Consider the following 22,598-nt stretch of genomic DNA (forward strand, 5'->3'; position numbering starts at 1 on the left):
GGAGCCACGCGATGAACGCCGTTGTGATTCTTTGTACCGCGCCGGATGAAGCCTGCGCGCGCAGGCTCGCCGCCCTCGCGCTGGAGGCGAAGCTCGCCGCCTGCGTCACGCTGCTGCCCGGCGCGACTTCTCTGTACGTCTGGCAGGGCACGCTGGAACAGGCCAGCGAAGTTCAGCTGCTGTTAAAAAGCAGTACGACGCATCAGCAGGCGCTGATGGATCTGCTGAAGCGCGAACATCCCTTTGAGGTGCCCGAACTGCTGGCGCTACCGGTTCAACATGGAGACAGTGAATACTTGTCATGGCTGCACGCATCTCTTGCCTGATCGCCTTTACGCTGGCGCTGTTTATCACGCTGCCGACGCAGGCGTCGATTTTCTCCCCTAATGCCAGCAGCCGCTTTGTCCCCGTGGACCAGGCGTTTGCTTTCGATTTCAGCCAGCAGGGCCGACAGCTGACGCTCAGCTGGAAGGTTAAAGAGGGCTACTACCTTTACCGCCAGCAGATTCATGTCAGCGCGCAGCAGGCGCAAATCGCGCCGTTGGCGCTGCCGCCAGGGCAGCCGCATGAAGATGAGTTCTACGGCAAAAGCGAAATCTATTCCCAGGATCTTCAGGTGCCGGTGCAGCTGCGCCAGGCCGCCAACGGCGGCAGCCTCAGCGTAACCTATCAGGGCTGCGCGGCGGCGGGCTTCTGCTATCCGCCCGAGACGCGCACCATTCCGCTCACGCCGGTGGCCGCCGGCGCGACGTCGCCCGCGGTCAGCGTCCAGCCCGCGCCAGCCGCGCCGCTGCCCTTCTCGCCGCTCTGGGCGCTGCTGATCGGTATCGGCGTCGCCTTTACCCCCTGCGTGCTGCCGATGTATCCGCTGATCGCCGGAATTATCCTCGGCGGCCAGCGCAGCGGCTCTCTGCTGCGCCTGTTTAGCCTCGCCTTGATCTACGTGCTGGGCATGGCGCTCACCTATACGCTGCTGGGCGTGGTGGTCGCGGCGGCGGGCCTGCGCTTTCAGGCGGCGCTACAGCATCCCTATGTGCTGATCGGTTTGTCGCTGATCTTCACTCTGCTGGCGCTGTCGATGTTCGGCCTGTTCCAGCTGCAGTTTCCCGCCAGCGTCCAGACGCGACTGACGTTATGGAGCAATCGCCAGCAGGGCGGATCGCTACCCGGCGTTTTCCTGATGGGCGCGCTGGCGGGGTTAATCTGCTCGCCCTGCACCACCGCGCCGCTCAGCGCCATTCTGCTCTACATCGCCCAGAGCGGTAATCTCTGGGCCGGCGCAGGCACGCTGTGGCTCTACGCCATGGGCATGGGGCTGCCGCTGATTGTGGTCACCCTGTTCGGCAACCGCCTGCTGCCGAAAAGCGGGCCATGGATGCAGACGGTCAAGCAGGGTTTCGGCTTCGTTATCCTTGCGCTGCCGGTATTTTTGCTGGAGCGCGTGCTGGGCGATGTGTGGGGAATGCGGCTCTGGAGCGCACTGGGCGTCGCCTGTTTCGCCTGGGCCTTTTGCAGCAGCCTGCGCGGCCAGGGCGGCAAATGGCGCCTCGTGCAGATAGCGATGCTGGCCGCGGCGCTTATTAGCGCGCGTCCCCTGCAGGAATGGGTCTGGGCCGCGCCCGCCACGGCGCAGACGGCGGCGCAGCTTCCCTTTCAGCGTATCGCCTCCGCGCCGCAGCTGGACGAGGCGCTGCGGCAGGCCAACGGCCGCGTCACCATGGTCGATCTTTACGCCGACTGGTGCGTAGCCTGCAAAGAATTCGAAAAATATACCTTTAGCGATCCAGGCGTGCGTGAGGCACTTAGCCGTTACCAGCTGTTGCAGGCTAACGTCACCGCGAATAACGCCACGGATAACGCCCTGTTGCAGCATCTTCAGGTGCTCGGCCTGCCGACCATTCTGTTTTTCGATGCGCAGGGCCGCGAGATCCCCGGCTCGCGCGTGACGGGCTTCCTTAACGCAGAGGATTTCCGCACGCATTTGCAGAATCGGGCGCGTTGAACGACACTGGAATCCCCCGCCTCAGGCGGACTCGTACAGAGAGGAGACGTCATTTGCAGCGTGAACAGGTACTCGAGCATGCGTTGAATGTGCTCGAAAAAAATGGACTGGCGGCGACGACGTCATTATTACCGCAGCTGGCTGCCAGCTGTGACATGACGCTGACGCAGCTGGAAGCGCTCTGGCCCGACAGCGACGCCATGCTTTACGATGTGCTGCGCTATCACGGGCAGCAGATCGACAGCTGGCGGCGTCAGGTTTTGCTCAGCGAGCAGCTCGACGGCGAGCAGAAACTGCTGGCGCGCTATCATGTGCTGAGCGAACAGGTGCAGAAAGGCCGCTTTCCCGGCTGCCTGTTTATCGCCGCCTGCAGCTTTTATCCGCAGCCGGATCAGCCGGTGCATCAGATTGCCGAACAGCAGAAACAGGCTTCCTGGCACTTCACGCACAGCATTCTGGTGGAACTCGGGCTGGATAACCCGACGATGGTGGCGGATCAGCTTGAGCTGATTCTGGAGGGCTGCCTCAGCAAGCTGCTGGTGAAGCGGAACGTGCAGGACGTGGCGACAGCCAAACGTCTGGCGGAAGATGTGCTGCGCATCGCGCTGTGCCGCGCTAACGGCGCGCTGGCCTAGGGTTTTGCCGCTTCTGCCTGAAAAGCAGGCAATCAGTCACGTTTTCCCGCTTTTTTACCGGAAAGGCGTTGACGCGAAGCGGCCATTACGGTTTAATGCGCCCCGTTGCCCGAATAGCTCAGTCGGTAGAGCAGGGGATTGAAAATCCCCGTGTCCCTGGTTCGATTCCGGGTTCGGGCACCACAAATTAAAGAACCCAGCCTATGGCTGGGTTTTTGCTTTTGTGCTCTTTTTAACTTATGTCACCTTCTCATATCGCTAACACTCGACCCAGACCGCGCCCGACTCCGCCGACTTGACGCACTGTTCCACCCAGCGCACGCCCGCCAGCCCGGCATGGACGTCGGGATACCAGAAGCTTTGCAGGAAGGCGGCGTCGCCGCGATCGCTGGCGGCGAATGCCTGCGCGAAGCGGCGATAGAGATTCGACCAGGCGTCGAACAGCCCTTCGGTATGACCGCCGCCGATGCGATCCTCTTCCAGCGCGCGCGGCGCCAGGTAAGGCATGCCGCGCTCAAGAATGCGCACCGGTTCGCCCTGCACTTCGTAGCGCAGCTGGTTGGGCTGTTCGTCCCACCACTCCAGACTCGCCTTCGCGCCGACGATACGGATCTTCTGGCCGTGCATCGACCCGCAGTTCACCGCCGAGGCCCAGAGCGTGCCGACCGCGCCGTTGTCATACTCCATCATCACAAACGCGTTATCTTCCAGCGGCGCGCGCGTGGCGACAAAGCTCTGGCGGGCGCAGAGCAGCCGTTTAACTTTTAGCTGCGGCGCCATGGTCTCGGCAAGGAACAGCGGATGGGTCGCCAGATCGCCCAGCACATAGCTGGGGCCGACGAAGCGAGGATCGACGCGCCAGCGCGTGCTGGCATTTTGCAGCTCTACCGCCTCATGGTGAAAGCCGTGGGCGAACTGCATGTTGACGATGCGAATCTCGCCCAGCATCCCCTGCGCAATCATCTCCCGCGCCTGCTGGATCAGCTGATGTCCGGCATAGCCATAGGTCACGCCGATCAGCTTGTTTTTCTCCGCGCATAGCCGTTCCAGCTCGTCCGCCTCCTGGGTGGTAAAACAGAGCGGCTTTTCACAGACCACGTGTAGCCCGGCGTTGAGCGCCGCGCGGCAGATGGCGAAGTGGGTATTATTGGGCGTGGCGACGGAAACCGCTTCGATGCCGTCCTCGCGCGCCGCTTCGGCGGCAAATAGCGTCTCGTAGTCGGGATAGCAGCGTTCGGCCGCCACGCCCAGCGAGGTGCCGAAGGCGCGGCCGCGCTCGGCATCAATATCAAACGCGCCCGCCAGCAGCTGAAAGTTATTGTCGCGCAGCGCTGCCGAGCGGTGAATATAACCGATCTGGCTGGTGCCGCCGCCCCCGACCATGCCCCAGCGCAGGGCGCGATCTACCGCTTTTGTACCGTTAATCATCGTCTTCTCCTTAAAAACCCACGGATTTGAGATAGGTCAGGCTGGCGCTGACGTCGCGCAGGCTGGTGTCGGCCTGGCGCGGATCGCGCTCCTGTTCCAGCGTGATCCAGCCCTGGTAGCCCTGTTCGGCCAGAAAGGCGCGCACCGCCGGATAGTCGATTGCGCCCTGCCCGATCGGGCACATTACCCCTTCGGCGCAGGCGCTAAAGAAGTCGAGGCCGCGCGCCAGCACATCGCGCCACACCGCATCGTTGACGTCTTTGAAATGGAGATAGTCGATGCGGCGCCAGTAGTGCCGCAGCGCGGCGATGGGATCCATGCCCGCATAGTAAAGATGCCCCGTATCGAGGCAGAGCCCGGCGACCTCATACGGAATATCCTGCGCCAGCTGCGCCAGTTCGTCGGCGAACTCGATGCTGCCGCCCGCGTGCGGGTGGATCACCGGCCGTACGCCGTAGTCGCGCCAGGCGATCTCGCTGATTTGCGTGATATGGCGCATCAGGCGCTGCCAGTCAGCCGCCCCGAGGCGGGGCGCGCGTTCAGACTGACCGGCCAGCCGGGCGCGCTCGGGGTTGCCGAAGTCGATGATCACCAGATAGGGCGCGGGCGCGTTGTCACCATGCGTCTTCTCAGCGGTGGGAATGCGGGACAGGGTGCGGCACAACTTGTGCGTCAGCTCGACCATCGTCGGGAAATGGGCCTCGCTGACCAGATCGTCGAACAGCGTGGCGGCGACGATCGACAGGCCGTGCTGGTTCAGCGCGCCGCTGAGTTCGTCAGGGTCGCCAGGCAGATAGCGCCACGGGCCTAGCTCGATGCTGCGGTAGCCCGCCTGCGCCGCTTCGCGCAGCACCGTCTGCCACGGCGGCAGAAAGGGGTTGTCGGGATTATCGACGCCCCAGCTACAGGGCGCGTTGGCGATATGGATGGTCACGATAGCTCTCCAGGCAGGCACATTTGCCGCGAGTATCGAACATATTTTCCACATCAAACAACAGTGAAAGTTTTATTCTTTGATAGCGATCATAATTATTCTTATCATAAAAATGATAGAAAATTATCATTTAAATCAGTAATTAACTGATTTACATATTTTCTCTGGTGATAATCTCGAAAGGCAGAATCACCTGCTCATATCGCGCGTCGCGCTCGCTCTGGCGCTCAGTGCTGAGCTGCATCACGGCGGCGGCCATCGTCTCGATGTTATGACGCAGCATCAGGGTGATGCTGCCGTCGATAAGGGCCAGTTCGCCCTCCTGCACCGGCCCGTGACACACCAGCATGACCCCGCGCTGCGCCTGTTCGCGCAGCGCGCGCACCACGCCTTCGATACCGCCGCACGGCGCATAGATCAGCTGCAAATCGGCATGCCCGTCCAGCAGCGCCTGCGCGGCGCGATAGCCGCCTTCGACGCTTTCGCGGGTGTTGAGCGGCTCGAGCACGCGCTGCGTCGCCCCATATTCCCGCATCCCGGAGCGAAAGCTGATTTCGCAGCTCTCCTGGCAGGTAAAGCGGTGGTCGCCGAGCAGCACGCCGACGCTGCCGGGCCGACGCAGCAGATGCTGCGCCATCCAGGCGGCGGTGCGCCCCGCCTTCTGATTATCCACGCCGATATAGCCCGCCTGACCGCAGGGCGAAAAGTCAGAGAAGAGCGCGTAGACCCGCACGCCCTGACGCGATACCGCCTGAATGGCATGGCGGATCAGCGGATGATCGAGCGCCACCACGCCAATCACGTCGACGCGCGTCGCCAGCGCGCGTAGCGATTGCGCCGCCTGCTCAACCTCGTCGATGCCGTGGGTGACGAAAAGCGGCTCGACGCCAGCGGGATGGTGCGGCATGGCCTGCTCGCGCAGCGCCTCGCTCAGCTGCCGGTAGAGCGAATAGTCGGTGGAAAGCAGCAGAAATCCCATGCGTAGCGTCGCCGTCGGCGGCGCGCCGGGATGCAGTAGCCGGGATTGCGCATGGCGATAGCCTAACCGGCTGGCCGCCGCCAGCACCCTTTGTTCGGTTGCGCCGCGCACCGGGGCGCGCTGATTCAGCACGCGATCCACCGTCGCCACGCCGACCCCCGCTTCGCGCGCGATAGCGCTCATGGTGACTTTCGTCATTCTCTGTTGCCTCCTGTGACGGTAACGCCGTTGCCCGGCCGCGAGCGACCTCGCGCTTTCGCTATCCTAACCGCTCAAGCGCGCCTGCCCGATCGTTTGATAAAACAGAGCGCGCATAAATTTGATCCTCTTCGCATAACGAAACATTTATTTCTAAATGATTTTCATTCGGAAAAAACATTTGCTAGAAATTTTCCTCAATCCGTCCGCGGAAAGGCTGATGGAATTCCATCAGCAAAAGGTTAGAGAGGGCAGCCTCAGGCTTTCTATAGTGAAAGCCTGACGGAGGCAGCGGCACGCCGCAGCTGGCCATTAACAGACTAATAAGTATGGAGTTGTTATGTTTCTCTCTACCCTGCCTGCTCCGCGCCTGCCCGATGCGCACCAGATCCCGGCGCTGCGCTGGGGCATCATTGGCCCTGGCTGGATCGCCGATCGTTTCGCCAGCGCCTTATGTCATCACACCCATCAGCAGCTGACCGCGGTTTCATCGCGTAGCCTTGATAAGGCGCAGGCGTTTGCCGACAAATGGTCGATTCCCCATGCGTGCGGCGGCATTGATGCCCTGCTGGCGCGCGATGATGTTGACGCGATCTATATCGCTACGCCGCATAACCACCATTTCCCTGACGGCCTGCGCGCGCTGCAGGCGGGCAAACATGTGCTCATCGAAAAGCCGCTGGCGCTCAATGCGCATCAGGGCGAAGCGCTGCAGCAGGCGGCGCGGCGCGCACAGCGGCTCTGTATGGAGGCGATGTGGTGCGACTTTGCGCCGAAATATGACGTGATCCGTCAGCTGCTGGCAGATGGCGCGCTGGGCGACGTACACAGCCTGATCGCCGATCACGGCGAATTTTTTACCCCGGATCACCGCATTTTTAATCCCGATCTCGCTGGCGGACCGATGCTCGATCTCGGCAGCTATCTGGTCGCTTTCAGCATCCTGGTGGGCGGCGCGCCTGAACGTATCGTCGCGCAGGGCGAACCTGCGCCGGGCGGCGTCAACGGCCAGACCGCAATGCTCTTTACCCATGCGCGTGGCATGCAGTCAGTGCTGCACACCACGCTTTTCAGCAATACGCCGGGCACGGCGGTGATCGCAGGACGCGACGCCACGCTCTACCTCGACGGCCAGTTCTACGCGCCGGGCAATTTTCGCCTGGTCTCCAGCGATAAGCGCCGCACGCTGCACTGGGAAGAGCCAGCGAATCGCTATCAGCAGCTCAGCCATGAGATTGACCACTTCGCCTGGTGCGTTGGCCAGAGCCTCGCTGATTCGCCGGTGCGCTCGCTGGCGACCTCGTTGCAGACGCTGCGCGCGATGGATGAAGTACGTCGGCAGATCGGTGTGGTATTCAACGAAGAACGCTAACTAAAGCCAGGAGTCGTGAAGATGAAAATCGCTTTTGACGTGGATGTAATCAGAGATATGGGCATTACCCGCATGGTGCATCAGGTGGCCGAATGGGGATACAACTATATCGAGCAGTCGCCTCATCCACAGATTAACCCATTCTATAAGCACCCGAAGGCCAGCCGCGAAATTATGCGCGAATATAAAAACGCGCTGAATGCCACCGGCGTGCAGATCTCGTCGTTTATCGTGGTTTATCGCTGGTCCGGTCCGGACGAGCTGCGTCGTCAGGCGGCGGTAAAAAACTGGAAACGCATGATTGAGATTGCCGTGGAGATGGGCGTGCAGGTGATCAACACCGAGCTCTCCGGCAACCCCAACGAGCCGGAGATTTGCGAAGAAATGTTCTACCGCTCGATGGAAGAGCTGCTGCCCCTGTTTGAGCGCGAAAATATCCGCGTCGAAATCCAGTCGCATCCGTGGGATTTTTGCGAGAACAGCAACGAAACCGCCGATATGGTGAAGTCGTTCCGCAGCGACAACGTGAAATATGTTTACAGCGTGCCGCACACCTTTTTCTACGACAACGGCAAGGGCGACGTTCGGCCGATGCTGGAGTATGCCGGCGAGGATCTCTCCCATGTGCTGATCGCCGATACCATGAACCACACCAAGCACTGCCGTTATATCGTCAATCCGCCGGGCGTGGACGCCACTATCCACCAGCATGTCGGCGTCGGCGAAGGCGAGGTCGATTTCGACACGCTGTTCCAGACGCTGCGCGAGATGGACTTCGCCAGTCGCACTTATAAAGTGGGCGGCGAATCCATTATCGCGTCCGCCCTGTTCGGCTATCCGGAGAAGATGAAGACGCAGGCGGTCGAGACGCGCGAGCTGATCGAGCGCGAGCTGCTGAGTCGATAAGAGACTACGCCAGCCGCTCGACCTGAACGAAGCGTCCGCTGGTCAACGACTCGCACGCCGCTTCGGCAATCGCCTGCGCCTGCAGTCCATCCATCAGGCCAGGCAGATCTGCCACCGTTTCGCCGCCAAGACAGCGCAGGAAGGCGTCCAGATGAGCGTAGTACGTGTCGCGCACGCGGCTGAACCAGTCCGGAAACAGGCCGGGCTGAGTGATGCCGCTTTGCTGATAGAGCGTCGCGCCGCGCATCGCCTGCGGCTCCGACGCCAGCATGCCTCGCGATCCCACCACGCTGATGCGTTCATCATAGCCGTATGCGGTACGGCGGGTGTTATCGAGCTGCGCCAGCGCGCCGTTTTTCAGCTGCATAATCAGCACCGAGGTGTCGACATCGCCGAAGTCGCGCAGCGCAGGCTGCGCCAGCGCCGCGCCCAGCGCGCCGACCGTTTCAACTTCGTCGTTGGTCAGAAAACGCAGCAGATCGAAAAAGTGAATGGCCTGGTCGCGCATCTGTCCGCCTGACGCGCGCAGATAGTCGAGGGGCGGCATCTCAGAGGCGCGACACACCATCTGGATCAGCTCCGGCGCGCCGATAGCGCCCTGCTGAAGCTGCTGCTTCAGCTGCTGGTGGCTGCGGTCGAAGCGCCGGTTAAAGCCGACGGTGACCGGCACCTTCAGCGGCGCAAGACTTTCCACCACCGCGCGCGCCTTCGCCAGCGACAGATCGATGGGCTTTTCGCAGTAGATCGCTTTGCCGGCATTTGCCGCCTGTGCCAGAAAATCAGCGTGCGTCGGCGTCGAGCTGGCGATCAGCACCATATCAATATCGTCGCGGTTAAGCGCCTCGCTAACGCGGCCTGCGCGCGCGCCATATCGCTGCGCCAGCGCCTCGGCGCGCGCCGCATCAAGGTCGCACACCAGCGCCAGATGCGCGCCTGGATGCGCCGCCAGATTCGCGGCGTGCACCTGGCCGATAAAACCGCTGCCGATCAGGGCAACGCGTTGAGTTACGGGGGACATTTGCGATCTCCTCTTCACAGTTCGGGATAGCTGACCTTGTCAAAATAGCCCGTTCTGTCAGGCTGGCTGAACGCAGAAATTGATGGAATTCACTCAGCATGAAGCGAATGACGCTCAGTAAGCTGGCGCACGCCGCCGGCGTCGGCGTGGCGACCGTAGACCGGGTGCTTAACGATCGCGGCGGCGTGTCGCCAGCGATGACCAGAAAGGTGCTGGAGGCGGCGCGTGCGGCGGGGCTTAACCGCATTTTGCCGGAAGAGCATCGCCAGCCGTGGCAAATCGAAGTGATCCTCAGCAGCACCGACGCTTTTTTCTTTCAGCAGCTGGCGCAGGATTTTCAGCAGCTGGCCGACGCGCTCGGCTATCGCCGCCTGCGCCTGCAGCGCACCTTTATCGCCGAGAACGCGCCGGAGAAACTGGCGGCGCATATTCTCGCCAGCAGCCGCAGAATGGACGGGCTAATGGTCTTCGCGCATGAACATCCCGCGATTTATCAGGCGCTGAGCGACTGCAAAGCACGCGGCGTGCCGGTGATCACCCTGGTTTCCGATCTGCCCGACGCCGATCGGCTGCTGCACGTGGGCATCAATCAGCTGCAGGCCGGGCGCACCGCCGGGCTGATGATGGGCAGCATGCTGGCGCGCGCGGGCGAGGTGCTGACGATCAGCGGCCGCGTCGACTATCGCGCGCACCGTCAGCGCATCGAGGGATTCCGCGACGTGCTGCAGCAGCGCTTTCCCCATCTGGCGCTGCGCGAAGCGCTGGCCGGCCTGGAAGATCGTTCGCGCATCAGCAAGCTGCTGGAGAAGGCGCTGGTGACCTCCCCGTCTATTGTCGGCGTCTACAATACCGGCCTTGGCAACCGCGAGATCTCCGAGGCGCTGGCGCGCCACCGCCGCGAACGCGACGTGGTTTACATTACGCATGAGCTTTACGCCACCACGCGCCGCCTGCTACAGCAGCGCACGCTTACCCTGACGCTCGACCAGAATACCCAGCGCCATGCCCAGCTGGCGCTGAACCTGCTGTTGCAAAAGCTGGAAAAGGGCGGCGATTTTTCTATGTATGCCGATGGGCGCGTCGATTTTATGCTCTACACCCAGGAGAACGTCGATTAGCGAACGCCAGCAGGGTTAAACCGCAATTATTCGCCCTGCTACACTCAAAGACGTCTGACACACTCTCATCAACAAGGCGAACTCACACTATGTCGGAAAACAGTTATCAGCCCGCAACAGTCTGGAAATGGGATCCGGAAGCCAAAGGCAACGGCGCAAAAACCAACCGTCCTGTCGCAGGCGCGACCCATGAAAAAGCGCTGCCGGTCGGCAAACATCCGCTGCAGCTCTACTCGCTCGGCACGCCCAACGGCCAGAAAGTGACGATCCTGCTGGAGGAGCTGCTGGCGGTCGGCGTCAAAGAGGCGGAGTATGACGCCTGGCTGATCCGCATCGGCGACGGCGATCAGTTCGGCAGCGGCTTTGTTGATATCAACCCTAACTCCAAGATCCCGGCACTCAGCGACCATTCGGTGAATCCGCCGCAGCGCGTGTTCGAATCCGGCAGTATTCTGCTCTATCTGGCAGACAAGTTCGGCCACTTCCTGCCGGACGATCCGGCGGGCCGTACCGAAGCCCTGAACTGGCTCTTCTGGCTGCAGGGCGCCGCGCCCTTCGTCGGCGGCGGTTTCGGCCACTTCTACCACTACGCGCCGGAGAAAATCGAATACGCCATTAACCGCTATACGCTGGAGACCAAGCGCCTGCTCGATGTGCTGGATCGCCGTCTGGCGGAGAGCCGCTTCCTTGGCGGCGACGCTTATACCATCGCCGATATCGCCACCTGGCCCTGGTTCGGCGGCCTGGTGCTGAGCAACCAGTATGGCGCGACCGAGTTCCTCGACGCGAAATCCTATAAAAACGTGGCGCGCTGGGCGCAGGAGATCGCCGAGCGTCCGGCGGTGATCCGCGGGCGCAAAGTGAACCGTGTGATGGGCGATCCGGCCGATCAGCTGCACGAGCGCCACGACGCATCCGATTTTGACACCAACACTGAAGATAAACGCCAGGCGTAAAGGAGCTAACAATGAGCGCATATGTCATCTTTATTCGCGACAAAATTACCAACCCAGAAGAGTTCGCTATTTACGGCGAAAAGGCGGGCAAAGCGCGCGGTGACCACCCGATAACGCCGCTGGCGTTTTATGGTCAGCTGGAGACGCTGGAAGGGCCGGAAGCGGACGGCGTCGTGGTGCTGGAGTTCCCGACGGTAGAAGCGGCGCACGGCTGGTATGACAGCCCGGAATATCAGGAAGCGAAACAGCACCGCCTGAAAGGCGCGGAGTACCGCGTGGTGCTGGTGCAGGGCGTCGAGCAGTAATAAAAGGGACGCCGTTCGGCGTTCCTTTAAAATCTGGCAGCGTGCCGACGCGGGTTGCATGGCCCGATCGCAAAGACGCAAAAAGCGGCATCCCTGCCAGCTCGGCCCGCGACATCCCTGTCGCGGGACGCTTTGCTCCCCGGTCCATGCAACCCGCGTTTTACGATTTGTGCCCGCTATGAAATAAAAACCACTCCGCTTCGCCTTAATTCAGCTGAATGCGCGCCACGCTGTCTGGCCCTTTACTGCTATGGTCTTTATTGAAGCCCTGCTTAATGGTGACGTAGAGCGTCTGACCATCCGGCGTCACCAGCAGGCTGTTGGGATGCCCCTCGAACGACCAGCTGTTTTTCACCGCATAGGTGGTGGCGTCAAGCTGCAGCACCTTCTGCGACTCACGCTGGCTGATATAGATCTCGTTGCGTTTCGCGTTGAATTTAATGCCCAGCGCGTCGCCGTCGATGCGTTTGATTACCTTGCCGCTGCGCTCATCGAACACCAGGGTGGTTTTCGCTTTCGAGTTGTCGGTAACGAACAGGCGGCCGGTCGCCGGATCTTCCGCCATATTCAGCAGCAGATAGGCTTTGCCGTCGCCAGGGGTCAGACGCTTCTCGATCTTATGGCTGCGCGGATTGATCACCAGGATCTCGCCGCCGCCGTTTGCGGCGTAAATACGATCGGTAACCGGCGAATAGATAATGCCGGTGACCCATTTGCCGGCGTTTTTAATGCGCGTCTTCAGCTTCATGGTCTGCGCGTCTACCACCCAGATCACGCCCGGATCGCCCACGCCGCCGATATAGAGCTGGTCGTTATGCAGGAAAATCTCGCGCGCGCCGAACGGGAAGCCCTTCTCGTTGCGCTCGCTGAACAGGGTACGCGCCAGCACTTTGCCTTTCACCGGATCGATCTTCGAGACGCCGCCGTCCAGCGAGTTGGTCACGTAAAGCAGGCTACCGTCGCTGTTCATGGTCATGCCGAAGTTTTTCAGATCGGTGTAGCCTTTGCCGGTGGTCTCCAGCGTGGCGGGATCGAGGCGATAGATCACGCCGCCGCTGACATCCTTAAAGGCGTCGGCGCTGGCGACGTAGAGCGCGTTTGCGCCCGGCACGTAAGCCATCTCATACAGGCCGAAGCCGAGTTCGCGCTGTTTCACCGCAGAGGCGGCAGGCTTTGCGGCAGCGGCAGCGGCCGGCGCCTCGGCTTTTTTCGCCGGCGCCTGACAGGCCGTCAGGCCGAAAGCGGCGGCGACCGCCAGAGCAAGCGCGGCGTTGCGCGGACTGAACAGAGATTTCATGCATGACTCCCTTGGGAAATGATGCGCCGCCGCTCGGCTCAGCCGCCGCAGCTAGCGCTCAAAAAGAATGAGAATCATACTCATTAACAATCAGTGTGTAAATGTTGTCCGCTGCGGCGGCGCCCTTTACGTCTCCCTCTTTAAGCGCGCCTGTAAAAAATCCACGAAGGCGGTAATGCGCGCGGGAAGCTGCCGCTGCGCCTGCCATACTGCGAAAATATCGCCGTCGGGCGCCTGCCATTCCGGGAGCACGTGCAGCAGATCGCCGCGCTCGACGGCGTGCCGCGCATCCCACCACGAGCGCAGCAGGATGCCGTGACCGTCCAGCGCCATGCGCATCGCCACCTCGCCGTCGTTGGTGAGCAGGCTGCCGCGCACCTTCTGGCTGACGCTCTCGCTGCCCTTCACAAAGCGCCACAGGGTGAAATCCCCTTCATGCTGGCGCAGCAAAATGCAGTTGTGCTGCGCCAGCGCATGGATATCGGCCGGCAGGCCGCAGCGCTCGGCATAGGCGGGTGAACAGCAGAGAATGCGCGGGTTGGCGCGCAGCCGACGCGCCACCAGCCGCGAATCGGGCGGTTCCCCGACGCGCACGTCAATGTCGACGTTAGCATCGAGAAAATTGAGCGGCTGGCTGCTGAGCTGCAGCGACAGCGCCAGCTCGGGATGCAGCGCCGCAAACGCCGACACGCAGGGCGCGACGTGGCGGCGGCCAAAGCCGAACGACGCGTTGATATTCAGCGTGCCGCGCAGCACCTCGGTCTGGCCGCTCACCGCCTCTTCCAGCGCCGCCAGCTGGTCCAGCAGCGGACGCGCTCCTTCCAGATAGCGCCGCCCCTCCGCCGTCAACTCCAGCCGCCGCGTGGTGCGCTTCAGCAGCTGTACGCCGAGCCGGCGCTCAAGCTGGCTGAGACGCTTGCTGACCGCCGCCAGCGACAGGCCGAGATCGCGCGCCGCCGCCGTCAGGCTGCCGAGAGTGGCGATGCGCACAAAGAAGGCGAGATCGTCGGTAGACGTGCGGGATTCTTTACTTTGATTCAACATTGGCTTGCGTTTCAGGCTAATTATTTCCCGGTGATGCAAAGTTATACTGCGCAGACAATTCGAACATCAACCCTGTGAGGTGCTCTGTGTCTGAAAAAATCCATCGTATTGCCGTTATCCCCGGCGACGGTATCGGTAAAGAGGTGATGCCGGAAGGCATTCGCGTAATGAACGCGGCAGCCGAAAAGTTCGGCATCGCGCTGCGCTGGGAGTGGTTCGACTTCGCCAGCGCCGAGTACTGGCAGCAACATGGCAAGATGCTGCCCGACGACTGGTTCGCGCAGCTGAAAACCTTTGATGCGATCTATTTCGGCGCGGTGGGCTGGCCGGCGATTGTGCCGGATCACGTCTCGCTATGGGGATCCCTGCTGCAGTTCCGTCGCGAGTTCGATCAGTACGTCAACCTGCGGCCGGTGCGTTTAATGCCGGGCGTTAAAGCGCCGCTGGCGAACCGCAAGCCGGGCGACATCGACTTTTACGTTGTGCGTGAAAATACCGAAGGAGAATACTCCAGCGTCGGCGGCACCATGTTCCCCGGCACCGAACGCGAAGTGGTGATTCAGGAGACCGTGATGACGCGCATCGGCGTCGACCGCATTTTGAAGTTCGCCTACGAGCTGGCCAACAGTCGCCCGAAAAAGCATCTCACCTCCGCCACCAAATCCAACGGCATCGCCATCACCATGCCGTACTGGGACCAGCGCGTCGAGGCGATGGGCGAGCACTATCCTGAGGTGAACGTCGACAAGTACCACATCGATATTCTTACGGCTAATTTCGTGCTGCATCCCGACTGGTTCGACGTGGTGGTCGCCAGTAACCTGTTCGGCGATATCCTCTCCGACCTCGGCCCGGCCTGTACCGGCACCATCGGTATCGCGCCCTCGGCCAACATCAATCCCGACCGCACCTTCCCTAGCCTGTTCGAGCCGGTGCACGGCTCCGCGCCCGACATCGCCGGTAAAGGCGTAGCGAACCCCATCGGCCAGATCTGGTGCGGCGCGATGATGCTGGAGCATCTGGGCTATAAAGCGGCAGGCGACGCGGTGCTCGACGCCATCGAACGCACGCTGGCGCAGGGCGAATGCCTGACGCGCGATCTTGGCGGCGAAGCCAGCACCGAAACGCTCGGCGCGGCGATCGCCGCAGCGCTCAGCGCCTAGTCGATCGCGAAAAGCTCTGGATTCCAGCCTGGCGGCAGCGGTTCCGGCCGCTCAACCGCCAGGTGATGCCAGCGCAGATTCTCGACGCCGCGCGCAAAAAGTGCAGGCAGGCCGCCGGGATAGCGCTCGACGCCGAACGCCTCCCCGGTCGCAGGATCGAGCTTATAGGCGTTATCCAGCCCCATGCCGGTCGGCGCGTCCGGGTTGCACGGCGGCCGGATATCAAACTGCCCCTGCGCGCTATCGTGGCTAACCACCTGGCGCAGCTGCACATCGGCGATCAACACGTCGCGAATATCGCCCGGACGCGCGGCGTGCAGGTTGATCGCTCCTTCCGCTACGCCGCTCGCCTGGGTGAACTGCAGCTGCTCGACCCGCCCCGGCCGCACCGCCGGATCGCGCGGACGCACCGACACAAACAGCGGATCGGCCTTGCCCCAGTGGCACGGCGGCGCGTAGTGGCAGACAAAAGTCAGATGGCTGAAGAGCAGCCGCCGCATCGCGCCGCCGTCGCGCGACAAAATGCCGATGCCGCGGTTGGAGTCGAACAGGGTGCAGTTGGTGACGGTGACGTCCTCGATATCGTCGAAGGTTTCGGTGCCGATCTTGAAGGCGCAGCTGTAAGAGCGCAGCAGGCAGTTGCTGATGGCGATCTGACGCGCGGGGCGCCGTAGCGCGTCGGGCTTCAGGGTGGTTTTGATGCAAATGGCGTCATCCGCCGCGCTGAGGTAGCTGTTGCTGACGAACACCGCCTCGCAGCTGTCGATGTCGAGCGCGTCGGTATTGGGCATCGTCATGGCGTTATCGATGGTGAGGCGATCGATATGCACATGGCGGCAGCTCACCAGATGCACCGTCCACATCGGCGCCTGTACGATGGTGAACCCCTCCAGCGTCACCTGCTCGCACGCTTCGAATACGATGATGCGCGGCCTGTCGGGGCGCGGCAGCCGGTAGCCCTGCGCGTCGCGCTCGGCGGCAAACCAGATTTCGCCGTCGCCGTCGATGCAGCCCTTGCCGCTGATGGTCAGATTGCGCTGGCCAAGGGCGTAGAGCAGGACGTTATGCGACTTCTCGGCGCTGCTCAGCGTCTGAAACCGCTGATAATCGGCTCGCCGCTGACTGGCGAGCAGCACCGCGCCCGCTTCAAGGTGCAGCTCAAAATGGGAAGGCAGATTCAGGCAGCCGCTGCGGTAACGCCCGGCGGGCACCGTCAGGCGGCCGCCGCCCGCGGCGGCGATCTGGTCGATAGCGCGTTGTAATACCGCCGTGTCCAGGGTTTCACCGTCGGCGGCGGGATGAAAATCAGCAAGGGAAAGGTGCATGGTGCGGCTCCTGGTTAAAGAGAAGCCGCTATTTCAGCGCGTCCAGCGCGGGGAAACCTTTATCTGACCGCCACCTCGCCGCTTTGTGAGGCGCCTCGCAAAATCAGCCGAGGCGGGCCAGCGCCAGCGCGCCGCTAAGCGCGTCGCCCTGCGGCGCCGTCAGCACGCGCCGCAGCGATTCCGGCAGATAGGGCTCGATGGGTTGCGCCAGGCCGCCCATCAGCGCCAGCTTACCACTCTGACGCGCCAGCAGCGGCTGCGCCATCAGGGCGATCTCCTCAGCGCTCTGCCGCACCAGCGTCAGGCCATGCGCGTCGCCCTGCTGCGCGGCGGCAAACACCTCCGGCACCACGCTGCCCCAGTCGGCGGTGGTCGCCCGCTGCGACCAGAGCAGCAGGGTTTCAGCATCCTGCGCGAAACGGGCCATCAGCCGCTGCGTCAGCGACGAGGCGGGCACAACCGCTTCATGCGCCAGCAGCGCCAGCCGCAGCGCACGCTGTCCCAGCACGGCGCCGGAACCGAGATCGGAAAGCGCGAAGCCCCATCCGCCGAGCAGCGTAAAGCTGTCGCCGTCCCAGCAGGCGCCCTGGCTGCCCGTGCCGACGATAAATACCGCGCCCGGCGCACCGCCGTGCGCGCCGATGCAGGCGATCTCCACGTCGGTGACGACGCGCAGCGCGGCACAGCGCGGCCGCCAGTCGGCGAGACGCCGCTGAACCGAAGGCACATTCGCTCCCGCCAGACCGGCGACAATGCGCATCGCCGTGGCAGGCAGCTGCGCCTGGTCGGCAATCTGTGCGATCAGCGCGTCAAGCGTACCGATTGCGGCGTCCCAGGCGGAAAAGACGTTGGCCGGGCCGCCTTCGGCCTGCGCCAGCACCTTGCCCTGCGCATCAATGAGTCGAGCGCGACAGCGGGTGCCGCCGCCGTCAATGCCAAGATAGTAGAGAGAACTCATGCTTTATTCCGCGTCGCTTCATGTTGGGGATCATTTTCCAGTTTCTGCCGCTTACGTAAATGCGGAAACAGCGCCATCCACACGCCCACCACCACCAGCGTGCCGATGCCGCCAATCGCCGCGGCGGGCACCGCGCCGAACCAGGCAGCCAGCATCCCCGATTCGAACTCCCCAAGCTGGTTCGAAGTATTGATAAAAATGGCATTAACCGCGTTGACGCGGCCGCGCATATCGTCCGGCGTATCGAGCTGCACCAGCGCGCCGCGGATCACCATGCTTACCATATCGAATCCGCCGAGCGCGGCCAGCGCCAGCAGGGAGAGCCAGAGCTGAGTCGAGAGCGCAAACACCAGCGTCGCGATGCCAAATCCCGCCACCGAGCCGAACATGATCATGCCGACATGCTTTTCCAGTTTGTTGCGGCTCAGCCACAGCCCTACCAGCAGCGCGCCTACCGACGGCGCGCCGCGCAGCAGGCCGAGTCCCCAGGGACCGGTATGCAGAATATCCTGAGCGAAAATCGGCAGCAGCGCCGTCGCGCCGCCGAGCAGCACGGCGAAAAGATCGAGCGAGATAACGCCGAGCACATCTTTGCGATCGCGGATAAAACGCACGCCGGCGAAAAGATTCGGCAGATTCATCGGCAGACGCGGCTGCGGCGGGCGCTCATAGCGCAAGCGAGCTACCAGGAAAAGCGACAGCAGATAAAAGGCGGCGGAGACGCCATAGACCACGTCCGGACCGGCGACATAAAGCAGGCCGCCCAGCGTAGGGCCGACGATAACCGCCGCCTGGCTGCCGACCGAGGTCGAGGCCATGGCGCGCGCGAGAATGGCGGGCGGCACCAGCGAAGGCAGCATCGAGGTAATGGCGGGCCACTCCAGCGCTTTCGCCACGGAAATGAGAAACACCAGCCCCCAGATTTCTACTTTGCCAGCCCAGTTGAACAGGGTTAAAAACAGCAGCGCCACCAGCGCGGCGCACTCGATCAGCTGGCCCAGCAACACGATGCGGCGCCGGTCGAGCTGATCGGCCAGATGGCCGGCGGGCAGCGCCAGCAGCACCGACGGCAAAAATTGCATCAGGCCGATAATACCCAGCGCCATCGCGCTGTTGGTAATAGCATAAATCTGCCAGCTGATGGCGACGGAGAACATCTGAAAACCAAACGATGAGCAGGTGCGCGCCAGCCAGAACGCGACAAACGCCCGATGCTTTAACAGCGATTCATCCGCTGCCTGTTCCATAGAATCCATAATTTATCCCGTTAATTGTTCTGCCGGTTCACGTCATAGCGCGAACCTCTCTTTTTTAATCTGCGCAGGCGAACGCGCAGCACAGCGTGCTTGATTTCTCGTCGGCTGGCAATGCTGGGATGTGCTTTAGCGCGTCGCTAAAATGCAGCAGGCAACGGCACAATTATTATTGACTATTATCAGACTATTTATTTCCAGAAAGGTAAAATTAGGACCATTTAATTATTAAAGTATACTTTATGATGCACCTTAATAGCCGCGCAACAAGGCGCATAAAAAGGGTGACGTCTTTATTAATTCCGTTTTATATTGAGTCCAGCAGTAACCTGAGCGTTACCCAGAGAAACACTTATAATTTTGTTCGACTTGTTCTTTTAACCAGAGATGCATGGAAAATAGCTTGTACAATCCATATGTTACTGAAAATATTCTTAGCCCCGCAGGCACGCTGCTGGGTTTTTGTTATTCGAAACCTTACTTACTGGATGACGAAGAGGAAACCAATAATAATGACGATATAGTTGCATGGAAAAATCATTGTGCAAATGAAGCGGCATTAATGATTATTCCCGTCGCCGTGAAGCAGCTTAAACAAATCATTGCTGCGCCGGATCAATATCTTTGCTGGCAACATTCACGGGTTCGCCTGGCCATTAACTATGACGCGCTGAAAGAGTGCCGCCTCGCTTTACCTGAAATAACAAATGTTTTTCAGTTCTGGATGCTCGATTTCGCTCCGCCCGGCGCTGACTGGCGGCTGATTGAATCTTTCCCCTTTTCCGGCATCGTGTTAAGCGAAGATTTCTTTAACGCTAATTATCAAAAATTTACCTTCCCTTTCTTATTATCTTCATTTGCTGAAAGAGAAATTAAGGTTATTGTTCGCAGCGCTCAGCCAGCGCCGCCCGCCGAGGTGATGAAGGCGCTCAATATATCGGGATGGCAGCAGCAATGCCGCCCAGGCAGCCTTATCAGCTGAAATACCGAGGAAAAAACCAAACGCTAGCGTTGTGAGCGTAGCCTGAGCGCCATAACGCAGCGTAAACCTCATAAAATGTCGTACTAATTGCGCGCTTAAGCGCAAAGCGCTAAAAAAATCAAACCTCTTAACGTTTTTACTATAAAATTTAACTCACACGGATTGCGATGCTCACGGGAAGAGCAGCATTGAACACCTGCTTTCTTACGTACTTTATATAACGTGAAAACAGCCTAATGCGTTGTTTTCTGTGTTTTTATGGCAAAAAAACGAGGTCGACATTATGGGGAAAAGTTCCTCATCTTTTGGCGTAATTCGTTTCCTGACGGTGCTGTTCGCATTCCTGACGGGCGCGTTTATGCTGATTGGCGGTGGTTGGTTAGCCGCTATCGGAGGTTCCTGGTATTACGTTATCGGCGGTGTGGTTATGCTTATCACCGCCTGGCTGCTGTCACGTCGCAAAAGCACCGCGCTGGTTCTCTATGCGCTGCTGCTGATCGGCACCCTGATCTGGGGCGTGTGGGAAGTCGGCACCGACTTCTGGGCCCTGGCGCCGCGCACCGACGTGCTGGTGATTTTCGGCGTCTGGCTGATCCTGCCTTTTGTTTACCGTAGCGTAAACGCCGGCAGCAAAGCCGCGCTGGGCAGCATGGCCGTCGCGCTGATCGCCAGCGCCCTGGTGCTGGCCTATGCGGTATTTAACGATCCGCAGACGGTGAACGGCAAGCTGCCGGAAACCGCGCAGAACGCCGCGCCGGCGCAGCCGCTGAGCAATATCGATGACGCAGACTGGCCAGCCTATGCGCGCGATCAGCAGGGTACGCGTTTCTCGCCGCTGAAGCAGATCAACGAAGAGAACGTGAAAAACCTGCAGGTTGCCTGGCAGTTCCAGACCGGCGATCTCAAGACCGCGAACGATCCGGGCGAAATCACCGATGAAGTGACGCCGATTAAGGTCCGCGACACGGTCTACCTCTGCTCACCGCACCAGATTCTGTTCGCGCTCGACGCGACTACCGGCAAGCAGAAGTGGAAATTCGATCCGGGCATGAAGCCGAATCCGACCTTCCAGCATGTTACCTGCCGTGGCGTCTCTTACCACGAAGTGCCTGCGGCGGCCGATGCCGCTAACAGCCAGCCTGCGCTCTGCTCGCGCCGCATTTACCTGCCGGTAAACGACGGCCGCCTGTTCGCGCTGGATGCGGAAACCGGCGCGCGCTGCCCTGCCTTCGGCAACAACGGCGAGCTGGATCTGCAGCACAAGCAGCCGGTCACCACGCCGGGTCAGTATGAGCCGACGTCGCCGCCGGTTATTACCGATACCACCATTGTCATGGCGGGCGCGGTAACCGATAACTACTCGACGCGCGAGCCGTCTGGCGTGATTCGCGGCTTCGACGTTAACACCGGCAAACTGCTGTGGGTCTTCGATCCGGGCGCGAAAGATCCTAACGCGATTCCGGCTGATGAACACACCTTCACCATGAACTCGCCTAACTCCTGGGCGCCGGCGGTCTACGATCCGAAACTGGATACCGTTTACCTGCCGATGGGCGTTTCTACCCCGGATATCTGGGGCGGCAACCGCACGCCGGAGCAGGAGCGCTACGCGAGCAGCGTGCTGGCGCTGAACGCCACCACCGGTAAACTGGTGTGGTCTTATCAGACCGTGCATCACGACCTGTGGGATATGGATCTGCCGTCGCAGCCGACGCTGGCTGATATCACCGATAAAGACGGCAATACCGTTCCGGTGATCTACGCCCCGGCGAAAACCGGCAACATCTTTGTGCTGGATCGTCGTACCGGTAAGCCGGTCGTGCCTGCGCCGGAGACCCCGGTTCCGCAGGGTGCCGCGAAAGGCGATCACGTTTCGCCGACGCAGCCTTACTCCGAGCTGACCTACCGTCCGAAGCAGAATCTTACCGACAAGGATATGTGGGGCGCGACCCTGTATGACCAGCTGGTGTGTCGCGTAATCTTCAAGCGTCTGCGCTACGAAGGTCCGTTCACGCCGCCGTCCGAACAGGGCACGCTGGTATTCCCGGGCAACCTGGGCATGTTCGAATGGGGCGGCATCGCGGTCGATCCGCATCGTCAGATCGCCATCGCCAACCCGATGGCCCTGCCGTTCGTCTCTAAACTGGTGCCGCGCGGCCCGGGCAATCCGATCGAGCCGCCTGAAGGCGCGAGCGGCGGTTCAGGCACCGAGACCGGCATCCAGCCGCAGTACGGCGTGCCGTACGGCGTTGAGCTGAACCCGTTCCTGTCGCCGTTTGGCCTGCCGTGTAAGCAGCCGGCCTGGGGCTACGTTTCTGCCGTCGACCTGAAAACCAATGAAGTTGTCTGGAAGAAACGTATCGGCACCACGCGCGACAGCGCGCCGGTTCCGCTGCCGTTCAAGATGGGTATGCCGATGCTGGGCGGCCCGATCGCGACGGCGGGCAAGGTGTTCTTTATCGGCGCGACCGCAGACAACTATCTGCGCGCGTTCAGCACCGAAACCGGCGAGCAGCTGTGGCAGGCACGTCTGCCGGCTGGCGGCCAGGCGACGCCGATGACCTATGAAGCGAACGGCAAGCAGTACATTGTCATCGCGGCGGGCGGTCACGGCTCCTTCGGCACCAAGCTGGGCGACTATGTGATCGCCTACGCGCTGCCGGACGAGAAATAAGCCTCCTCGAGGTAAATAAAAAGCGGACTTCGGTCCGCTTTTTTATTGGCA

General features: G+C 61.2%; 20 protein-coding genes and 1 tRNA gene. 12 read left to right on the forward strand and 9 right to left on the reverse strand.

Annotation, left to right across the window (positions count from 1 at the left end; all coding sequences use genetic code 11):
- The first annotated feature begins 11 nt into the window (after nucleotides 1–11).
- From cutA to PVE98_RS17800, 4 genes are all read left to right on the forward strand, one after another.
- Nucleotides 12–326 (forward strand): divalent cation tolerance protein CutA, encoded by a 315-nt coding sequence (gene cutA / locus PVE98_RS17785; protein ID WP_033749239.1) that lies wholly within the window; start codon nucleotides 12–14, stop codon nucleotides 324–326.
- The gene (locus PVE98_RS17790; RefSeq protein WP_096072462.1) at nucleotides 302–2,002 is read left to right on the forward strand and encodes a protein-disulfide reductase DsbD; all 1,701 of its coding nucleotides are present in this window, start codon (nucleotides 302–304) and stop codon (nucleotides 2,000–2,002) included. The genes cutA and PVE98_RS17790 overlap by 25 nt, the downstream gene beginning before the upstream one ends.
- 53 nt (nucleotides 2,003–2,055) lie before the next feature.
- The gene (locus tag PVE98_RS17795) at nucleotides 2,056–2,637 is read left to right on the forward strand and encodes a transcriptional regulator (RefSeq protein ID WP_096072461.1); all 582 of its coding nucleotides are present in this window, start codon (nucleotides 2,056–2,058) and stop codon (nucleotides 2,635–2,637) included.
- Between the two features lie 107 nt (nucleotides 2,638–2,744).
- Nucleotides 2,745–2,820 (forward strand) — tRNA-Phe (locus PVE98_RS17800).
- Nucleotides 2,821–2,895: 75 nt separating this feature from the next.
- On the opposite strand, the gene PVE98_RS17805 is transcribed toward PVE98_RS17800, so the two are convergent.
- From PVE98_RS17805 to PVE98_RS17815, 3 genes are all read right to left on the reverse strand, one after another.
- Nucleotides 2,896–4,065, reverse strand: coding sequence for a Gfo/Idh/MocA family protein (locus PVE98_RS17805; protein ID WP_096072460.1), 1,170 nt, complete (start codon nucleotides 4,063–4,065; stop codon nucleotides 2,896–2,898).
- Between the two features lie 10 nt (nucleotides 4,066–4,075).
- Nucleotides 4,076–4,999: a TIM barrel protein gene (locus PVE98_RS17810; RefSeq protein ID WP_096072459.1), complete on the reverse strand. Its 924-nt coding sequence runs from the start codon at nucleotides 4,997–4,999 to the stop codon at nucleotides 4,076–4,078.
- A 151-nt stretch (nucleotides 5,000–5,150) separates the two neighbouring features.
- A complete protein-coding gene (locus PVE98_RS17815; protein WP_096072458.1) occupies nucleotides 5,151–6,176 on the reverse strand; it encodes a LacI family DNA-binding transcriptional regulator in 1,026 nt (341 codons plus the stop codon).
- 340 nt (nucleotides 6,177–6,516) lie between these two features.
- Here PVE98_RS17815 and PVE98_RS17820 point away from each other — a divergent pair, with 340 nt between their 5' ends.
- Nucleotides 6,517–7,548 (forward strand): Gfo/Idh/MocA family protein, encoded by a 1,032-nt coding sequence (locus PVE98_RS17820; RefSeq protein WP_096072457.1) that lies wholly within the window; start codon nucleotides 6,517–6,519, stop codon nucleotides 7,546–7,548.
- 21 nt (nucleotides 7,549–7,569) lie between these two features.
- On the forward strand, nucleotides 7,570–8,454 hold the full coding sequence (locus PVE98_RS17825; RefSeq protein ID WP_096072456.1) for a sugar phosphate isomerase/epimerase family protein: 885 nt from the start codon (nucleotides 7,570–7,572) through the stop codon (nucleotides 8,452–8,454).
- Between the two features lie 4 nt (nucleotides 8,455–8,458).
- Here PVE98_RS17825 and PVE98_RS17830 read toward each other — a convergent pair whose 3' ends face one another.
- Nucleotides 8,459–9,472, reverse strand: coding sequence for a Gfo/Idh/MocA family oxidoreductase (locus PVE98_RS17830; RefSeq protein WP_096072455.1), 1,014 nt, complete (start codon nucleotides 9,470–9,472; stop codon nucleotides 8,459–8,461).
- Between the two features lie 98 nt (nucleotides 9,473–9,570).
- Between PVE98_RS17830 and PVE98_RS17835 the strand changes: the two genes are divergently transcribed.
- From PVE98_RS17835 to PVE98_RS17845, 3 genes are all read left to right on the forward strand, one after another.
- A complete protein-coding gene (locus tag PVE98_RS17835) occupies nucleotides 9,571–10,590 on the forward strand; it encodes a LacI family DNA-binding transcriptional regulator (protein WP_096072454.1) in 1,020 nt (339 codons plus the stop codon).
- Between the two features lie 89 nt (nucleotides 10,591–10,679).
- Nucleotides 10,680–11,546, forward strand: coding sequence for a glutathione-dependent disulfide-bond oxidoreductase (gene yghU / locus PVE98_RS17840; RefSeq protein WP_048781794.1), 867 nt, complete (start codon nucleotides 10,680–10,682; stop codon nucleotides 11,544–11,546).
- A gap of 11 nt (nucleotides 11,547–11,557) precedes the next feature.
- Nucleotides 11,558–11,851 carry a DUF1330 domain-containing protein gene (locus PVE98_RS17845; RefSeq protein ID WP_033749220.1) on the forward strand — a complete coding sequence of 98 codons (294 nt, stop codon included), beginning with the start codon at nucleotides 11,558–11,560 and terminating at the stop codon, nucleotides 11,849–11,851.
- 205 nt (nucleotides 11,852–12,056) lie between these two features.
- Here the strand turns inward: PVE98_RS17845 and PVE98_RS17850 are convergent, their stop codons facing one another.
- The gene (locus PVE98_RS17850) at nucleotides 12,057–13,148 is read right to left on the reverse strand and encodes a YncE family protein (protein ID WP_096072453.1); all 1,092 of its coding nucleotides are present in this window, start codon (nucleotides 13,146–13,148) and stop codon (nucleotides 12,057–12,059) included.
- Nucleotides 13,149–13,274: 126 nt separating this feature from the next.
- Nucleotides 13,275–14,192 carry a LysR family transcriptional regulator gene (locus PVE98_RS17855; protein ID WP_033749217.1) on the reverse strand — a complete coding sequence of 306 codons (918 nt, stop codon included), beginning with the start codon at nucleotides 14,190–14,192 and terminating at the stop codon, nucleotides 13,275–13,277.
- Nucleotides 14,193–14,278: 86 nt separating this feature from the next.
- Here PVE98_RS17855 and PVE98_RS17860 point away from each other — a divergent pair, with 86 nt between their 5' ends.
- Entirely contained in the window at nucleotides 14,279–15,355 is a 1,077-nt protein-coding gene (locus tag PVE98_RS17860; RefSeq protein ID WP_033749216.1) for a tartrate dehydrogenase, read from the forward strand.
- On the opposite strand, the gene PVE98_RS17865 is transcribed toward PVE98_RS17860, so the two are convergent.
- The 3 genes from PVE98_RS17865 to PVE98_RS17875 all read right to left on the reverse strand — a co-directional run bounded on the left by PVE98_RS17865 (nucleotide 15,352) and on the right by PVE98_RS17875 (nucleotide 18,894).
- Entirely contained in the window at nucleotides 15,352–16,680 is a 1,329-nt protein-coding gene (locus tag PVE98_RS17865; RefSeq protein ID WP_096072452.1) for a glycoside hydrolase family 28 protein, read from the reverse strand. The genes PVE98_RS17860 and PVE98_RS17865 overlap by 4 nt on opposite strands.
- Before the next feature lie 103 nt (nucleotides 16,681–16,783).
- Nucleotides 16,784–17,638, reverse strand: coding sequence for a BadF/BadG/BcrA/BcrD ATPase family protein (locus tag PVE98_RS17870; RefSeq protein WP_033749214.1), 855 nt, complete (start codon nucleotides 17,636–17,638; stop codon nucleotides 16,784–16,786).
- Nucleotides 17,635–18,894: an MFS transporter gene (locus PVE98_RS17875; RefSeq protein WP_096072451.1), complete on the reverse strand. Its 1,260-nt coding sequence runs from the start codon at nucleotides 18,892–18,894 to the stop codon at nucleotides 17,635–17,637. The genes PVE98_RS17870 and PVE98_RS17875 overlap by 4 nt, the downstream gene beginning before the upstream one ends.
- A 400-nt stretch (nucleotides 18,895–19,294) precedes the next feature.
- Between PVE98_RS17875 and PVE98_RS17880 the strand changes: the two genes are divergently transcribed.
- Together PVE98_RS17880 and PVE98_RS17885 are read left to right on the forward strand one after the other, a co-directional pair.
- Nucleotides 19,295–19,873: a hypothetical protein gene (locus PVE98_RS17880; protein WP_313619764.1), complete on the forward strand. Its 579-nt coding sequence runs from the start codon at nucleotides 19,295–19,297 to the stop codon at nucleotides 19,871–19,873.
- Between the two features lie 283 nt (nucleotides 19,874–20,156).
- Nucleotides 20,157–22,547: a glucose/quinate/shikimate family membrane-bound PQQ-dependent dehydrogenase gene (locus PVE98_RS17885; protein WP_033749622.1), complete on the forward strand. Its 2,391-nt coding sequence runs from the start codon at nucleotides 20,157–20,159 to the stop codon at nucleotides 22,545–22,547.
- The last annotated feature ends 51 nt before the right edge of the window (nucleotides 22,548–22,598 follow it).

This window comes from Pantoea sp. GABEPS69 (genome assembly GCF_045780835.1).
Classification (GTDB): domain Bacteria; phylum Pseudomonadota; class Gammaproteobacteria; order Enterobacterales; family Enterobacteriaceae; genus Pantoea; species Pantoea septica.

Excerpts from the sequence above, each read along its gene's own strand:
- cutA (WP_033749239.1), top strand. The coding sequence starts at position 12 with ATGAACGCCGTTGTGATTCTTTGTACCGCGCCGGATGAAGCCTGCGCG.
- PVE98_RS17790 (WP_096072462.1), top strand. The coding sequence starts at position 302 with ATGGCTGCACGCATCTCTTGCCTGATCGCCTTTACGCTGGCGCTGTTT.
- PVE98_RS17805 (WP_096072460.1), bottom strand. The coding sequence starts at position 4,065 with ATGATTAACGGTACAAAAGCGGTAGATCGCGCCCTGCGCTGGGGCATG.
- PVE98_RS17815 (WP_096072458.1), bottom strand. The coding sequence starts at position 6,176 with ATGACGAAAGTCACCATGAGCGCTATCGCGCGCGAAGCGGGGGTCGGC.
- PVE98_RS17820 (WP_096072457.1), top strand. The coding sequence starts at position 6,517 with ATGTTTCTCTCTACCCTGCCTGCTCCGCGCCTGCCCGATGCGCACCAG.
- PVE98_RS17825 (WP_096072456.1), top strand. The coding sequence starts at position 7,570 with ATGAAAATCGCTTTTGACGTGGATGTAATCAGAGATATGGGCATTACC.
- PVE98_RS17830 (WP_096072455.1), bottom strand. The coding sequence starts at position 9,472 with ATGTCCCCCGTAACTCAACGCGTTGCCCTGATCGGCAGCGGTTTTATC.
- PVE98_RS17835 (WP_096072454.1), top strand. The coding sequence starts at position 9,571 with ATGAAGCGAATGACGCTCAGTAAGCTGGCGCACGCCGCCGGCGTCGGC.
- yghU (WP_048781794.1), top strand. The coding sequence starts at position 10,680 with ATGTCGGAAAACAGTTATCAGCCCGCAACAGTCTGGAAATGGGATCCG.
- PVE98_RS17845 (WP_033749220.1), top strand. The coding sequence starts at position 11,558 with ATGAGCGCATATGTCATCTTTATTCGCGACAAAATTACCAACCCAGAA.
- PVE98_RS17850 (WP_096072453.1), bottom strand. The coding sequence starts at position 13,148 with ATGAAATCTCTGTTCAGTCCGCGCAACGCCGCGCTTGCTCTGGCGGTC.
- PVE98_RS17855 (WP_033749217.1), bottom strand. The coding sequence starts at position 14,192 with ATGTTGAATCAAAGTAAAGAATCCCGCACGTCTACCGACGATCTCGCC.
- PVE98_RS17865 (WP_096072452.1), bottom strand. The coding sequence starts at position 16,680 with ATGCACCTTTCCCTTGCTGATTTTCATCCCGCCGCCGACGGTGAAACC.
- PVE98_RS17870 (WP_033749214.1), bottom strand. The coding sequence starts at position 17,638 with ATGAGTTCTCTCTACTATCTTGGCATTGACGGCGGCGGCACCCGCTGT.
- PVE98_RS17875 (WP_096072451.1), bottom strand. The coding sequence starts at position 18,894 with ATGGATTCTATGGAACAGGCAGCGGATGAATCGCTGTTAAAGCATCGG.
- PVE98_RS17885 (WP_033749622.1), top strand. The coding sequence starts at position 20,157 with ATGGGGAAAAGTTCCTCATCTTTTGGCGTAATTCGTTTCCTGACGGTG.